Origin of the sequence: Wolbachia pipientis, assembly GCF_030373985.1 — a bacterium.
In the GTDB taxonomy this organism is placed as follows: Bacteria; Pseudomonadota; Alphaproteobacteria; order Rickettsiales; family Anaplasmataceae; genus Wolbachia; species Wolbachia pipientis_D.
On record NZ_JAUCRB010000002.1, the window covers coordinates 1 to 13,807 of the forward strand.

Annotated in this window: 16 protein-coding genes; 9 read left to right on the plus strand and 7 right to left on the minus strand. The window is 35.1% G+C overall.

Annotated elements, in window-relative coordinates; genetic code table 11:
- Positions 1-679: 679 nt before the first annotated feature.
- Together mutL and purE are read right to left on the minus strand one after the other, a co-directional pair.
- Positions 680-2,536, minus strand: coding sequence for a DNA mismatch repair endonuclease MutL (gene mutL / locus QUS22_RS01745; protein ID WP_289513281.1), 1,857 nt, complete (start codon positions 2,534-2,536; stop codon positions 680-682).
- A gap of 7 nt (positions 2,537-2,543) precedes the next feature.
- On the minus strand, positions 2,544-3,044 hold the full coding sequence (gene purE, locus QUS22_RS01750; RefSeq protein ID WP_289513282.1) for a 5-(carboxyamino)imidazole ribonucleotide mutase: 501 nt from the start codon (positions 3,042-3,044) through the stop codon (positions 2,544-2,546).
- Between the two features lie 399 nt (positions 3,045-3,443).
- Between purE and QUS22_RS01755 the strand changes: the two genes are divergently transcribed.
- From QUS22_RS01755 to rpoD, 8 genes are all read left to right on the plus strand, one after another.
- Positions 3,444-3,743, plus strand: coding sequence for a helix-turn-helix domain-containing protein (locus tag QUS22_RS01755; protein WP_289513283.1), 300 nt, complete (start codon positions 3,444-3,446; stop codon positions 3,741-3,743).
- 59 nt (positions 3,744-3,802) lie between these two features.
- Positions 3,803-4,231, plus strand: a complete 429-nt coding sequence (gene rpoZ, locus QUS22_RS01760; protein WP_289513284.1) for a DNA-directed RNA polymerase subunit omega — start codon at positions 3,803-3,805, stop codon at positions 4,229-4,231.
- A 103-nt stretch (positions 4,232-4,334) separates the two neighbouring features.
- Positions 4,335-4,514, plus strand: a complete 180-nt coding sequence (locus QUS22_RS01765) for a monovalent cation/H+ antiporter complex subunit F (RefSeq protein ID WP_289513285.1) — start codon at positions 4,335-4,337, stop codon at positions 4,512-4,514.
- A gap of 6 nt (positions 4,515-4,520) precedes the next feature.
- The gene (gene mnhG / locus QUS22_RS01770; protein ID WP_289513286.1) at positions 4,521-4,808 is read left to right on the plus strand and encodes a monovalent cation/H(+) antiporter subunit G; all 288 of its coding nucleotides are present in this window, start codon (positions 4,521-4,523) and stop codon (positions 4,806-4,808) included.
- Position 4,809: 1 nt separating this feature from the next.
- Positions 4,810-5,337 carry a DUF4040 domain-containing protein gene (locus QUS22_RS01775; RefSeq protein WP_289513287.1) on the plus strand — a complete coding sequence of 176 codons (528 nt, stop codon included), beginning with the start codon at positions 4,810-4,812 and terminating at the stop codon, positions 5,335-5,337.
- Positions 5,330-5,746 (plus strand): Na(+)/H(+) antiporter subunit B, encoded by a 417-nt coding sequence (locus tag QUS22_RS01780; RefSeq protein ID WP_289513288.1) that lies wholly within the window; start codon positions 5,330-5,332, stop codon positions 5,744-5,746. The genes QUS22_RS01775 and QUS22_RS01780 overlap by 8 nt, the downstream gene beginning before the upstream one ends.
- Complete coding sequence (locus QUS22_RS01785) at positions 5,746-6,072, plus strand: cation:proton antiporter subunit C (protein ID WP_289513289.1); 327 nt, start codon at positions 5,746-5,748, stop codon at positions 6,070-6,072. The genes QUS22_RS01780 and QUS22_RS01785 overlap by 1 nt, the downstream gene beginning before the upstream one ends.
- A 113-nt stretch (positions 6,073-6,185) precedes the next feature.
- Positions 6,186-8,096: an RNA polymerase sigma factor RpoD gene (gene rpoD, locus QUS22_RS01790; protein ID WP_289513290.1), complete on the plus strand. Its 1,911-nt coding sequence runs from the start codon at positions 6,186-6,188 to the stop codon at positions 8,094-8,096.
- Between the two features lie 271 nt (positions 8,097-8,367).
- Here the strand turns inward: rpoD and QUS22_RS01795 are convergent, their stop codons facing one another.
- From QUS22_RS01795 to QUS22_RS01815, 5 genes are all read right to left on the minus strand, one after another.
- On the minus strand, positions 8,368-8,667 hold the full coding sequence (locus QUS22_RS01795; RefSeq protein WP_289513291.1) for a hypothetical protein: 300 nt from the start codon (positions 8,665-8,667) through the stop codon (positions 8,368-8,370).
- Between the two features lie 186 nt (positions 8,668-8,853).
- Positions 8,854-9,000 (minus strand): hypothetical protein, encoded by a 147-nt coding sequence (locus tag QUS22_RS01800; protein WP_289513292.1) that lies wholly within the window; start codon positions 8,998-9,000, stop codon positions 8,854-8,856.
- A gap of 35 nt (positions 9,001-9,035) precedes the next feature.
- Positions 9,036-9,203 (minus strand): hypothetical protein, encoded by a 168-nt coding sequence (locus tag QUS22_RS01805; RefSeq protein ID WP_289513293.1) that lies wholly within the window; start codon positions 9,201-9,203, stop codon positions 9,036-9,038.
- Between the two features lie 525 nt (positions 9,204-9,728).
- Positions 9,729-10,976 (minus strand): IscS subfamily cysteine desulfurase, encoded by a 1,248-nt coding sequence (locus QUS22_RS01810; protein ID WP_289513294.1) that lies wholly within the window; start codon positions 10,974-10,976, stop codon positions 9,729-9,731.
- A gap of 714 nt (positions 10,977-11,690) precedes the next feature.
- The gene (locus QUS22_RS01815) at positions 11,691-12,863 is read right to left on the minus strand and encodes a cysteine desulfurase family protein (protein ID WP_289513295.1); all 1,173 of its coding nucleotides are present in this window, start codon (positions 12,861-12,863) and stop codon (positions 11,691-11,693) included.
- A 153-nt stretch (positions 12,864-13,016) separates the two neighbouring features.
- Here QUS22_RS01815 and QUS22_RS01820 point away from each other — a divergent pair, with 153 nt between their 5' ends.
- Positions 13,017-13,715 (plus strand): alpha/beta hydrolase, encoded by a 699-nt coding sequence (locus tag QUS22_RS01820; protein WP_289513296.1) that lies wholly within the window; start codon positions 13,017-13,019, stop codon positions 13,713-13,715.
- The last annotated feature ends 92 nt before the right edge of the window (positions 13,716-13,807 follow it).

The window sequence follows — 13,807 nt, forward strand, 5'->3', positions numbered from 1 at the left end:
ATCCCTGATATCTAGGAAAGACGGAATTTAACCATCACACAAACCGTAACATCAGATCGTACCTCAGTGTCTGGGCACTGGGATAATCGCTTAGATGAAAGCCTAATATTCTTAAATCTTCACTTTTATCCTTAACAACCACCTACTAGTAGTGTTGAATTTGAGTGTAACTGAAAAACTCCCAAAAGTTAAACTTTTTATGTTAGGTTGAATCTACTGTGAAACCTCATAGCTGCACGAACGTTGCAATTTGCGTAGCAGACGATGTCATCCAAGTAGCGTGACACTAATCAATTATAAAATTGAAGAAAATATTTAAAAAATATACCAAACAAGAAAAAAGGTACAAGAAACCCCTTAGTAGCAGTTGCTCATTCTCTAATCCTGCAAATTGGCGTACTACACTGTCTTAAATGACTCATAAGCTCGTTTCAGCTTATATAAGTAAAAACCTAAAAATGTTGTGAAGACATGGAATGTACATAATGCAAAAATTAAACATAAGACGCTAACTGCAATACTTTCGTCGTTTAATCTGCGCAGATTGAAGGTAACTGAATACCTACAATTCTATGATTATAAGGGGCTGGCAAGGGTTATCAAGTAAGTCTTTCGTTTCTATGAGCTAGCAAACCACAATGTTTCTACAACTGGAATGAGGAAAGTTTATGGTAACCTCTCATCTCCGCTCAAACAGTTTTTCAATATCACTGAGTTTCATTTCTATATAAGTTGGCCTCCCGTGATTGCATTGTCCAGAATATGGTGTTTCTTCCATTTGCCTAAGTAGCTCATTCATCTCCTCTAATTTCATTTTCCTGCCGGCTCTTATTGATCCATGGCAAGCTATAGTGGATAATACTTTGTTTACTTTATCCTCTATAGGTAGAGTATCCTCTATTTCCATTAATCTATCGACTATATTAATCAGCATCTCCTTCACATCTATCGCGCCCAAAATAGTAGGAATCTCTTTTACTATAACTTTATTTTCTGATTTGATTTCAATATCAAAACCCATTTCAAAAAGCTTATCTTTATAAATTTCAACCACCTCCATTCCAGTTTGGTTTTTGATTTCAACCGTTTCAGGAAGAAGCAGTTTTTGTCTTCTCATACTTGGTTTTCGTTTTAAGTATTCATATACTAGCCTCTCGTGAGCCGCATGCTGATCGACTATAATTAACTTGTCTCTTACCTCGGCAATAATGTAAGTATTATAGACTTGACAGCGTGCAAACCCAAGAGGATGGTTCTCTATCAAATCGGTTTGTTCTCTTTCCAGCACCATAGTCCCTGCTTGTGGGGGAGATTTCTGTATATTAGTATAATTAAACGATTCTGACCTCTCTGATAAGTCTTTTGCCTCTATATTTGGAGAAGTAAACTGTTTCATTAGCTGATTCTCAAAAGGACTTGACCTCCTTTCGTATTGAGCATCAGATGCAGTAGATACCGCATCTCTCACGAAACCCTCTGCCATCAAAGTAACTGGACGTTGGGACTCAGCGTAGATTCTAGTGTCACGTGCTGGAATAACATCAAAAGCGCCTATTCTCGTTGATAATACTTTAATCAGCCCTCTTGTCACTACTTCATATATTAACCTCTTATTCTGAAATCTTACTTCTGATTTATTTGGATGCACATTTACATCTACTTGATCATACGGCATCTCTAAATGCAATGCCATACAAGGATACCTACCACTTGGAATAAAGTCATGATATGCATATCTGATTGCTCCAATAAGCAGATTGTCCTTTATTGGCCTGCCATTAACAAATGTATAGATCATAGTAGACTTACCACGATTGACGGTTGGTTTACAGATGTGCCCTGTAAGTCTAATGCCGTCTTCTTCTTCATTAACCTCCAGAGAATTGCTCTGAAATTCTTTTTCTATTTCACATAGTCTACTAAATAACGAGGCTTGCTTAGTACATTTTAAGAGTCTTTTATTACCTGCAATGAGAGTAAATCCCTTACTATAGTTGATCATTGCTAAATTGTTTACTATATCAACAATGCTTTGAGTTTCCGCTCTTTCGGTTTTTAGGAATTTTAATCTATTTGGAGTAGCAAAAAACAAATCACGAACTTCTATATGTGTGCCTCGTGACAAAGAATAAGGAGTAACCTTTCCTACTTTTTCTCCACCCTCATATTCTATAGACCACGCTTCATTTGCTCCACTTGCCTTAGACGACAATTTTATTCTACTTACTGCTGCAATTGAAGGCAGAGCTTCTCCTCTAAAGCCAAGATGTTTGATTTCTATTAATCTGCCATCTCTTAATTTTGATGTAGCATGACGCATAAACGCAAGTTCTAAATCTTCCTTTTCTATTCCTTCTCCATCATCTGTCACAGTTATAAGATTACGCCCACCACTTTCTATTTTGATCTCTATTTCTAAACTTCCAGCATCTATTGCATTCTCCACTAATTCCTTTACTACACTTGCTGGTCTTTCTATCACTTCTCCTGCCGCTATACGATTTACGGTTTTTGTATCTAAAAGAATTATTGCCATAAGCTTATCATAATGTTGGTTTCTCTTTTACTGCTTCGGTCTGTTTTTCTCTCCATCTTTTTAACCTATCAGTAATCTTATTGTTAGAAATTGACAATATAGATGCAGCAGTAATGGCAGCATTGTATGCTCCACTTTCTCCTATAGACATCGTCGCAACCGGAACACCCTTTGGCATTTGCACTATAGATAATAGACTATCTAACCCATTCAACTCTTTACTACGTACAGGAACACCAATAACTGGCAAATAAGTAAGCGACGCTACCATACCAGGTAAATGAGCTGCTCCCCCCGCACCAGCTATAACAACTTTAAAGCCTTTTTCTTGTGCAGACCTAGCAAAATTAAAGAGCCTTTCTGGTGTTCTATGTGCAGATATTACGAATATGTCATGCGAAATCTCTAATGCCTTTAACATATCAACAGCATAAACCATGGTATCATAATCCGACTGACTCCCCATAATTACAGCAATATCTCTTTTCATTTCTGCCATATTCAACATAATTTTATCTACTAACTAAATAGTGTTTCAACTAAAAAGTAACAAATATTTGAATTATATTATGAATATAATGTATAGCATCCTCGTTAAATAGAGATTTTAAATAAGCATCCACATTAAGGCATAGAGATACAAACCTCTTATGTAAAATGAATCTACAAAATTTATATTCTAAGTCTTGTAGTCATTACTTGTTCTTGCTATGTATAATCATTTTATTAAAATAATGGTTTGAGATTAACATAAATTAGGTAAAAGTTTTAACAAAAGGTAAACTTAAAGTTTTACGTATTAATATCATATAATTATTTAGTACAAATTATATGATATTAATACTTTGAGATATCAAATTTATGTTGTAATGTTTTACAAGGTTTTTGATAGTGGGTGTAAAAGATTATGGAAATAATATCATTAAACAATAATTCATGCAACGTAGAAATAAAAAAGAAGTTGCTTAACATAATCAGCAAAGTCATAGAAAGAAACGCTTGGACTCAAGCTTATGCAGCTGAAAGACTAGGTGTTGACCAGCCAAAGATATCACAAATTAAAAACGGCAAAACGGATGGTTTTTCTTTAGAACGATTGTTAGGGTTTCTCAAAAAACTTAACCATGAAATAACAATTACGATAACAGAAAACCATGTAGTAAAATCTGAAGTAGAACAGGTAAAACATGAGGTTAGATCTCAATAAATACAAAGTTTACATTTTGTCTTTTGTGTTATATTATAAGATTTATTAAAGTAGTATTTATGGCCGAGTCTGTTGTAGAAAAATGTACAGAGCAGGTGAACAATCGTTTTAAACTAGCTCTATTGGCAAGTCAGAGGACACATGATTTAAATACAGGAGCAAGTAATCCAATTCAAGCAGCTAAGTTTAAAGGCCATAAAAATACTATCATTTCTTTACATGAGATAGCAGAAAGACAGGTAGATATTCATGAGCTATTCAGCCTTTTAGTAGGCAGATGCAAAGGGTATATGAAAGGGAATATGAGTACTACTTATAGCAGTAATGCAAGTAAACTAGAAAAATTACTGAATTTTTCTGATAACCAGTTCGACATAGATTCTGATGTGGATCAAGAAAGTACTGTCATTCAGAATGACGAAGTAGAGAACGAAATAGATGATCAAGACAGTGAGGAAATAGCTGGCGAAGTAGACAATGAAGAATAAATCCAGTAAAAAACTACTGAAGTTGTATAATTTATAAATGATCCACGTTGCTGTTTATGTACTACTGTTTTGCATTAGTTTAATGTTATACCGCATAGTATCTATGCTAAGTGATGTTTACGATAAGGTGCTAGCATTCAACAATCTCTCAACACAAGCAGTTTTACTTATAACAGCAGTATCGATTATTCTGAATAATTTCTTTTTGCTTGATATAGCACTTTTGTATGCTAGCATTAGTTTTATATCAACTATAGCACTAATGAGATTAATGTTGCTTTGACAATTTATGATAGGATCTATTTTTATATTTTTAGGCATTTGTTTAGTAATCATTTCAACAATAGGGGTAATTAGATTTCCTAATTTTTACACTAGGTTACACGCAGCAGGTATTACAGACTCTAGTGGCGCAATGTTATTGTTAATTGGTTTTGCTCTGCAAAATGAATTTTCAACCAATACCGTTAAAATTACGTTATTGATTCTTATAATATGGGTAGCTAATTCAACTAACAGTTATATTTTAGCACGTACTTATTATAAAAGTAAGGAAAAGACCATTAAAGAATGTTAAGATGTTGGAAATATTAAATGTAATATTACTTTTGCTGTTACTTACGGTTACAGTTTTTATAGTCCTTTCAAAACACTTAGTTGTAATTGGTGTTTTAATGTGTGCATTCAGCTCATTCATTGCGCTTATGTACTTAATCATGAATGCACCTGACGTTGCAATTACTGAAGCTTCAGTTGGTGCGGGACTTAGTACAGTTTTTACATTTGCTGCACTTTCTTTGATAAAGGATCATAAAGTAAATTTATCTTACAACCCTATAACACTTTTTTTTATGTCATTTTTAGCTGTATGTTTATCATATTTTATGATTCAATTGCCAGATTTCGGCAACCATGATGCTCCAATCCACTCGCACGTTGCTCCTTATTATATAGAAAATACTGAAAGAGTTACTGGTATTCTTAACATAGTAACAGCTATTTTAGCAAGCTTTCGTGGGTATGACACGTTTGGAGAAACTATAGTAGTCTTTACCGCTGCACTTTGTATAACATTAATATTAAAAGAAGAAAAAGAAAATGATTAAAGATCCGGTATTAAATGCAATAACATTTTTGATGGTACCTTTCATCATCCTATTCGCTTTATATATACAATTTCACGGCGACTACGCTCCCGGTGGCGGTTTTCAAGCAGGAATAATTACTGCCTCCGGAATAATACTATACTCAATGTTATTTGGCACATTCACAACTTTAAAAGCAATACCTTACTCTGTGATTAAACTCACTAATATGCTAGGTATTTTAATTTATGGGGGAACAGGTATTGCAACAGTTTTACTTGGCCAAAGTTTTTTATCTTACAACGTATTATTGGCCCACAACGTTGCTGGTCAAAAATTGGGTATTTTCTTGGTGGAACTGGGTGTAGCACTTACTGTTTGCTCCTCCATGTTAATCGTATATATAAGTTTTGCTCGTAGAAAAAAATAATGACTTTGTATAATTATACAATTATTATTATATTAATGATGTTAGGTTTGCACATTACCATAAATGACAAGAATTTAATCAAGAAAATGATAGGAGTAAATATTTTTCAAGCATCTGTTCTGTTATTTTACATATTTTTAGGATATATAAAAAGCTCTTTACCTCCTATATTGGTTTCAAATTTTTACTTATATAGCAATCCCGTACCGCATGTCTTAATGCTTACTGCCATAGTAGTTGGAATTGCAACATTTTCAGTTGGATTATCTATAGCAGTAAAAATAGAAGAAAAATATGGAATAATTAATCAAGACAAGTGTATGTGAGTTAACAGTATCTTAAACTATATGAAGTAACAAGTAGCCACAAGCTGAAAAAAACCATAGGCTCATTTATTATAAGTCTATAAGAAGTAAGTTTTTTAATTGTAAAGGTAATGATGTCAACTATTAATAATGCAGAAGATAAGAAAAAAATCATTAGAGATCTTGTAACCAAAAGTATAAAAAAGGGTGGTTTTATCACTTTTGATGATATAAGTGATAAATTGTCAGATGAAAACTTTTCATCTGACTTCATAGATAACACTATATCTCTATTGCAAGATTCTGGAATCAACATACTTGAAAGCAGTGAAGATGAAGAAGATGCTTCCTCCAACAGTGAAGATAGCAAACTCGATGACGACGATACATTGTCTAACGTTGCCACAACTTTAATACAAAATGACGACCCGGTAAGGGTTTATCTACAAGACATGAGCGCTGTAAAACTTTTATCAAGAGCAGATGAAATCGAGATAGCAAAGAAAATTGAATCTGAAAAGCATAACATGTTGCGCGCAACAATTGAAACATCAGTAACATTAAAAATGATAAAAGCATGGCGCGATGATTTGAGTAGTGGAGCTCTCTTACTGAGAGAAATTATAGACTTAGATGCAATTTATAATTCCGATTTTAACGCAATACCCAAAGAAGATAGTGCTGAAGATGTTGAGAATTCTGAAGATGCCAAAGACAATCAGATAGGTAATAAAAAAGTTGATGATGAGCAAGAAAGCGGTAACGAAGATATAAACTCAGCAAATTTAAATGTTTCTATTCTCGAAATGGAGAGCAACTTATTGCCTAAGGTCATAGTTGCACTAGATGAGATAATTACTTTAGCAAACGAAGTATTAACACTAAGAAAAAGCTCCTCTAGCGGAGAGGGACATAAAGATTTATATAACAAAATATGGTCCGTAGCGTTACAAATTAAGTTAAGTGATGCTGCTGTCGCTAAAATTACACAAAAGCTCTATAATATAAATAGGTCCATAATGCTTGAGGAAGCCAATCTTATTTCCGAAGCTAAAAAATACGGTATTGACAGAGAAAGTTTCTACAAAGTTTATAATGATGTGCTTTTAAAGCACGAGTTAAAAGAGATAAGCTTTTTAAAAGCTAATAAAAATCAATCTTTTTTTACAGATGAACTAAAAAATAAATTTGTAAGGCTTATAGACGATAATTTTGAACATATAACCAATACCCTGAATAATGTTAAGCGGTACATACAAGAAGATAACGCACAAGAATTTAAAGAGCTAATTAAAAGAATACAGAAACATGAACGAGAAGTCTCCGAAGCAAAGCAGGAAATGATTAAAGCTAATTTAAGGTTAGTAGTTTCCATCGCTAAAAAATATTCGAACAGAGGCCTTGCTTTACTTGATTTGATACAAGAAGGCAATATTGGTCTTATGAAGGCCGTGGATAAATTTGATTACAAACGTGGATACAAATTTTCAACTTACGGCACCTGGTGGGTAAGGCAATCAATCACTAGAGCAATACCTGAGCAGTCTAAAGTAGTTAGAATACCAGTTCATATGGTGGAAATTATCAGTAAGATTAATAGAACATTAAGAAAATTGACTCATGAGATGGAAAGAGAGCCTACATTAGAGGAATTGAGTACGGAACTTGGAATGCCTCTAGAAAGAATACGTAAAGTTATGAAAATAGCAAGAGACCCCGTAAGTCTTGAAGCCCCAACAGGAAAAGATGATAGTAGTACCTTTGGTGATTGTATAGAAGATAAACGAGTCTCAAGGCCAGAAGATGCTGCAATACTTGCTGACTTGCGAGGCATTACAACGAACGTTCTTGCAACTTTAACACCAAAGGAAGAGAGAATCCTAAGAATGCGCTTTGGCCTTGGTAAAGATGGAAAGGAACATACCTTAGAAGAAGTAGGAAGAATCTTTAACGTAACACGTGAGAGAATTAGGCAGATAGAAGCAAAAGCACTGCGCAAATTAAAACATCCAAGTCGCGCTAGAAAACTCAGAGGGTTCTTTTAAACATACGCATCAAATTAAGTGGACGTTAGCCAATACTCAAAATGCTACGGGCGACCTTTAGGTGGTATAGTGCGTTGATATAACCATCTAATAGACCATACGCGTTAAGTCAAAGGCTACCCTGTAAGAAAGTAAGATGGTTTTTTATATTTAAACGACTTTTCCTGCTATTACCTCTTTTTAACCCAGCTTGTGTGAACATTTATAATTAATTTTTTAAAACTTTATTCTGAGAGCATATCAAATTTTAACCCCCCAAGATTGCTACCGCTTACTTTTGTGGTAGATGAGAAATTTGCATGAGGGTGGATGGAACATCCAGCTGCTCAATAACCTCAGTTGACTTTGTAGATGCGCTACTATTTCTATCGAAACTCTTACCTATGACTTCTGCAACAACTTTTCCACCTAAAAGACAATTTGGCCCTAAACTTTTTTTCTCCCCATCTTCTAACTCGTCAAACCTTACTTTGCTTTTCTCACCAGCAAACTCCACTTTTGTTTCGTTACTATTTTCTTCACTACAATGTAAACAAATACCGATCTTCCCTACTTTAGTAACAAAAGACATTTCAATGCCACCTGAGATATCTGTATAACCTTTCTCTCCTCTTACGCTTTCGATTCTTACTGTACTTTCTCCGATTTGTAATACACCAACTCTTAACTCTGGGTCTTTTATTTTTTGATCATTTGTGATTTGTGCAGGCTCAATAACGCTATCTTGTGCATATTTAACATAAAAATATCCAATTATCTACCCTACTTCTAATCTATCACTCTGAGTGAGCTCGCTTTTGTTTAAAACACTTTCATATGCCATATCTTTTAGCCTGTCATTAACTTCCTTACACTGTACATCGATATCGTTCTCAAAGTCGCTAGCTATCTGCTCATCACACAATCACCATGGTAGCAACCGTATCCTATCTTTGCACCTTATAATACTAAGTTATTAGTGATATATTCTACTATGTCTAAACTTTTTTCAGACAATTTATCTGCACCATCACAGTCTTGCTTACCTGTAATGTTAAAAGGCATATATGTTAACGTTGAGGGAGAAAAATCTCTCTTTAGAAGAAGACCAACTATTTCTCCAAACATTAAACTTGCTACAATTTTACCATTATCCTCATCCTCACCTCTATAATGTAAATCTAATCTTAGTCCTTATTCTAGGTATTTATCTACAACATCTTTAATATTCTCTAAAGCGTTTTCTATATAATTTACACTTGGATCACACAGACTCTTTTGACATTCTTGGGCGTTTTTTCTCTCTAACACCTTTTATTTACTTACAAAATTTCCGTATTAACTCCTCTTCATTGGTGGTAGGTCGCACCTCTACTAAGGGCAAGCCTTCTCTTAAAAAAGATCAAGCACCACATGAAATATACTCCTCACTTTACGTTTGTACAATAACCAACTTCTGGCTATTCTGAAGAAAGCTTTTGCTCATCGTTTACTTTACCGTCATATTAATAATCATTACTTACTCACCTCCTATGCAGATGATAGAATGCAAGCAAGTCAATAAAAAAATACAATTTACACTCCTCTACATCAACATCACCCTCTTTTGCTATTAGACTTCTTATTTTATCTCGCTACTCTGCTAAACAGGATTCAATGAGAGTCCCATTTTACAGTGCTTAAATCTATTCCTTCTTGTACCATTTCCCAAAGTGGGCTCATCTCTCTTAGCCGCCCAACATTTTTAGCAACAAGATCTGCTGCATATAAAACTTCATCTTTAGTTGTAAATCTACCAAGCCCAAACCTAATTGATGAGTGCTCAAGGTCGTGGCCATTGTTTAGTGAACGTATGACATAAGAAGGTTCAAGAGACGCAGATGTGCACGCAGAACCAGAACTTACCGCTAAATCCTTGATTGCCATAATGAGAGATTCACCTTCAACATAAGGAAAACTTAAATTCAGGTTGCCAGGAATTCTATTTTCATAATCACCATTCAAAACAACATCAGGCAATGCTTCTTTTATCTTGTTATACAAAATATCTCTCAGTTCTTCCAATCTGGTTGCTTCTGTGTTCATTTCTTCTTTAGCAATACGTGCCGCTTCACCAAAACCAACTGCAAGAGGAGTTGGAACTGTACCAGAGCGTATACCTCTCTCCTGTCCACCACCATTAATCAATGGTGTCAGCCTAACATGAGGACTCTTTCTACGAACATACAATGCTCCTATCCCCATAGGTCCATAAATTTTGTGGCTAGAAAAGCTCATAAGATCAATTCCCATTCCATTTACGTCTATTGGAACTTTTCCAAAGCTTTGAGCAGCATCTGTGTGGAAAAATATATTATGCTCCCTACATATTGCACTAATTTCTTTTACAGGTTGAATTACTCCAATTTCATTATTTGCCATCATCACTGAAACCAGAATTGTTTCATCAGTAATGGCCGCCTCAAGCTTTGACAAATCTATAATCCCATTTTGCTTAACAGGTAAATATGTAACTTTAAAGCCTTCATTTTCCAGGTGCCGACAAGAATCCAAGACGCACTTATGCTCCGTGCAAACTGTTATTATATGATCTCCTTTATTTTTATAAAAGTGAGCAACGCCCTTGATCGCCATGTTGTTTGACTCAGTTGCACCTGAGGTAAAGATAATGTCTTTGCTATCCGCGTTTACCAGACCAGCAATGTGTTTCCTTGCTTTTTCCACTGCTTCTTCAGCAGCCCAACCAAATGAATGGCTACGAGAGTGTGCATTGCCAAACTCACCAAAATAAGGTATCATTACCTCTAAAACGCGAGGATCTACCTTAGTAGTAGATTGATAATCAAGAAATATTGGCAATTTTACTTTAACACTACGCTCTCTCTCACCTCTCACATTCATAATTAACACAAAGATAAGGTCTACAGCTGCTTAATAGCACTAAAACTTAATTGTTTCAAGATATAATCTTGCTTCAAGTACAAAATCTAACTGTTGCACCAGAGGGATGACAATGCGCTGGTTCACTCTATAATGGTGTCAACCCCTATGATGTCATCCAAGTAATGTGATGCTGGAATCTAACACCTCTTTATAACGGTGTTAGCCCCTTCCTTATCATCCCGCGCGCCCAGACACTGGGATACAGTTTTTTATGCAATCTAATCAAAGATATTTGTTTAGCACAAAACAGCTACTTTTATGCTTAACAGTTCAATGCGCTTACTTACAGTCAAATTTCTGGATGCCAGTGTCAGCTACTTGCATGACACCTTTCTTAAACTGCAACTAATCTAAACATTAAGAAGTTTACCAAATGAAAAAAAAGGTAGAAGAGACCTCGAGTAGCAAGTTTTGACCCTCTAATACTTTAAATTAGCACTGTAACAATTTGCTGACGCTTAATTTAAGCGCGATTTGGCTGAATGTAGAAAAAATTTAAAAGACATGTAGCCCCAATAATTTGATATAACCCACAAAAAAATACCTGTGTTTTTTACTGAATTTTGTCATTGGACTTGCAGGTCAAAAACAAGTTTTGACTCAGAAATACCCTTGATCCCATAAAGATCAAGTTATTAAAGCTTGTCAAGCAACTTTTTTCGTTCCTACTTTTCAAGCACTTGGATGACGCCACATATCCAAGGTGTTCTTCTTGTAGATATTACACCAACAATTCACTATTTTTTTTATATCCCGCGGCTTAATTTCTGGACCTATACTGATCCTAATTGAACACTCTGCTTGTTCTCTTGTTGCTCCCATTGCAAGCAAAACATGAGAAGGCTCAACCTTTCCAGAAGAGCATGCAGAACCATTGCTAACCGCAATGTTATTTAGGTCAAAGTGCATGAGTTGCACATCATTCTTTACTCCTGGCATACAAATGAGACTCGTGTTTGGCAGTCTTTTAGAGTCTTTACTAAAGATTTTTACATCACTGGCAAGATTCAATAGCTCACACTCCAATTGATCACGTAGACCCTTTATTTCATCTGCCTTTGATAGAAGATCTGGAATATCTTGCAATGCAGCAGAAAGGCCTGCAATTGCAACAACATTTTCCGTACCACCACGCAATCCTTTTTCTTGTCCACCACCTATTATCATAGGTTCTATCACAAGGTTTTTATTGAATATTAAAACTCCACTGCCCACTATACCGCCAAATTTGTGAGCGGATAAAGTGAGTAAATCTACTCCTAAATCCTTCATGTTAACTTTAATTTTTCCAACACTCTGAGCAGCGTCAGTGTGAAAGACTGCCCCGAATTTATGCGCTATTTCAGCTATTTCCTTAATAGGCTGAATAACCCCAATCTCGTTATTAGCCATCATAACTGAAACTACTACTTCATTACCCTTAAGCTCGCTTAGAATCTTTTTCAGCTCCAAAAGATCAACAACACCTTCCTGATTAACGGGTATTATGTGTGGATTACACGCAGAATTTAGAATTGAAGGATGCTCTATAGCTGAAATTACATGTTGAAAGCCTTTCATCCCTCTCATAACAAGATTATTTGCTTCAGTTGCACCAGACGTAAAAACTATTTCTTTATCGCCTGGCACACCAATAATACCATATATGCTATCTCTTGCATCCTGAAGAATCTTTCTTGCTTCTTGTCCCTTTCTATGTAATGACGAAGGATTCAGAACTTGTTTTGATAAGACCTCAAGTATACTCTTTTTCACACTATCACTAACTGGAGAAGTTGCATTATAGTCAGCATATACATAATCACTATCTTCTAAAGAAAATGGACTTAATGGTTTATCTATCATTCAATTAGGAACACTCTTTACTATTCACTATAACAGCCATATATATTAGCTTTAACACGGCAAAAAGCTTATTGCAACAACAGTAAAATTAATACATAATTAATATATATATAATTTACATATCTGTTAAATAGGTTTTTATTAGGAGCAACAGTGGTAGAAGTTTTCTTAAATAACGCAGCAAAAAAGATAGAAGGTGAATATCACCAAAGCAAGGAAGCCAATGCACCAGTTGTGCTAATTTTACACCACCACCCTCAATATGGCGGCAACATGGATAGTAAAATAATACATGGTATATACACATCTTTTATCGGCAACAATTTTTCTGCATTGAAAATTAACTTTCGCGGTGTGGGAAAATCCACTGGAACTTTTGATAAGGGCATAGGAGAATTAACTGACGCTGCAGTAGCTATTGATTGGCTCCAAGAGCATAATCCTAGTAACGTTCCAATTTGGGTTGTTGGTTTTTCCTTTGGAGCATGGGTAGCTATGCAACTGACAATGCGACGTCCTGAGATAGTAGGTTTTATTGCTCTTTCTCTGCCAGCAACAAAGTACGATTTCTCTTTTCTTTCTCCCTGTCCAGTTCCTGGGCTCATAATACAAAGCAGTAATGATACAATCTCAGAAGAAAGAGATGTAACAGAACTAGCAGAAAGGCTGATGAACTCAGTAAAGAGTGATTATATGGAATATCATATAATAGACGATACTAATCACTTTTTAAGAGATAAAGAAGAGAAGGTGGTGCAAATCATAGACGACTATATAAAACTGCGCTTGAATAATGTAGCTATTTCTTCCCAAAAGGTCAAAAAAGAGGTAATAGTAAAAGAATATGCTTAACCAGAGGAAGGTTTTATCATGTTTAAGAAATTACTACTATGCGCTTTAGCTGCACTTGCACTACAAGGAGGGGGTTGTTTTAGCAAGCCACG

What these genes read in the sequence shown, in the direction of transcription:
- mutL (WP_289513281.1), bottom strand. Translation starts at nt 2,536, where the DNA reads ATGGCAATAATTCTTTTAGATACAAAAACCGTAAATCGTATAGCGGCA.
- QUS22_RS01755 (WP_289513283.1), top strand. Translation starts at nt 3,444, where the DNA reads ATGGAAATAATATCATTAAACAATAATTCATGCAACGTAGAAATAAAA.
- QUS22_RS01795 (WP_289513291.1), bottom strand. Translation starts at nt 8,667, where the DNA reads ATGTCTTTTGTTACTAAAGTAGGGAAGATCGGTATTTGTTTACATTGT.
- QUS22_RS01775 (WP_289513287.1), top strand. Translation starts at nt 4,810, where the DNA reads ATGTTGGAAATATTAAATGTAATATTACTTTTGCTGTTACTTACGGTT.
- QUS22_RS01815 (WP_289513295.1), bottom strand. Translation starts at nt 12,863, where the DNA reads ATGATAGATAAACCATTAAGTCCATTTTCTTTAGAAGATAGTGATTAT.
- rpoD (WP_289513290.1), top strand. Translation starts at nt 6,186, where the DNA reads ATGTCAACTATTAATAATGCAGAAGATAAGAAAAAAATCATTAGAGAT.
- rpoZ (WP_289513284.1), top strand. Translation starts at nt 3,803, where the DNA reads ATGGCCGAGTCTGTTGTAGAAAAATGTACAGAGCAGGTGAACAATCGT.
- mnhG (WP_289513286.1), top strand. Translation starts at nt 4,521, where the DNA reads ATGATAGGATCTATTTTTATATTTTTAGGCATTTGTTTAGTAATCATT.
- QUS22_RS01805 (WP_289513293.1), bottom strand. Translation starts at nt 9,203, where the DNA reads ATGTTTGGAGAAATAGTTGGTCTTCTTCTAAAGAGAGATTTTTCTCCC.
- purE (WP_289513282.1), bottom strand. Translation starts at nt 3,044, where the DNA reads ATGTTGAATATGGCAGAAATGAAAAGAGATATTGCTGTAATTATGGGG.
- QUS22_RS01810 (WP_289513294.1), bottom strand. Translation starts at nt 10,976, where the DNA reads ATGAATGTGAGAGGTGAGAGAGAGCGTAGTGTTAAAGTAAAATTGCCA.
- QUS22_RS01785 (WP_289513289.1), top strand. Translation starts at nt 5,746, where the DNA reads ATGACTTTGTATAATTATACAATTATTATTATATTAATGATGTTAGGT.
- QUS22_RS01765 (WP_289513285.1), top strand. Translation starts at nt 4,335, where the DNA reads ATGCTAAGTGATGTTTACGATAAGGTGCTAGCATTCAACAATCTCTCA.
- QUS22_RS01780 (WP_289513288.1), top strand. Translation starts at nt 5,330, where the DNA reads ATGATTAAAGATCCGGTATTAAATGCAATAACATTTTTGATGGTACCT.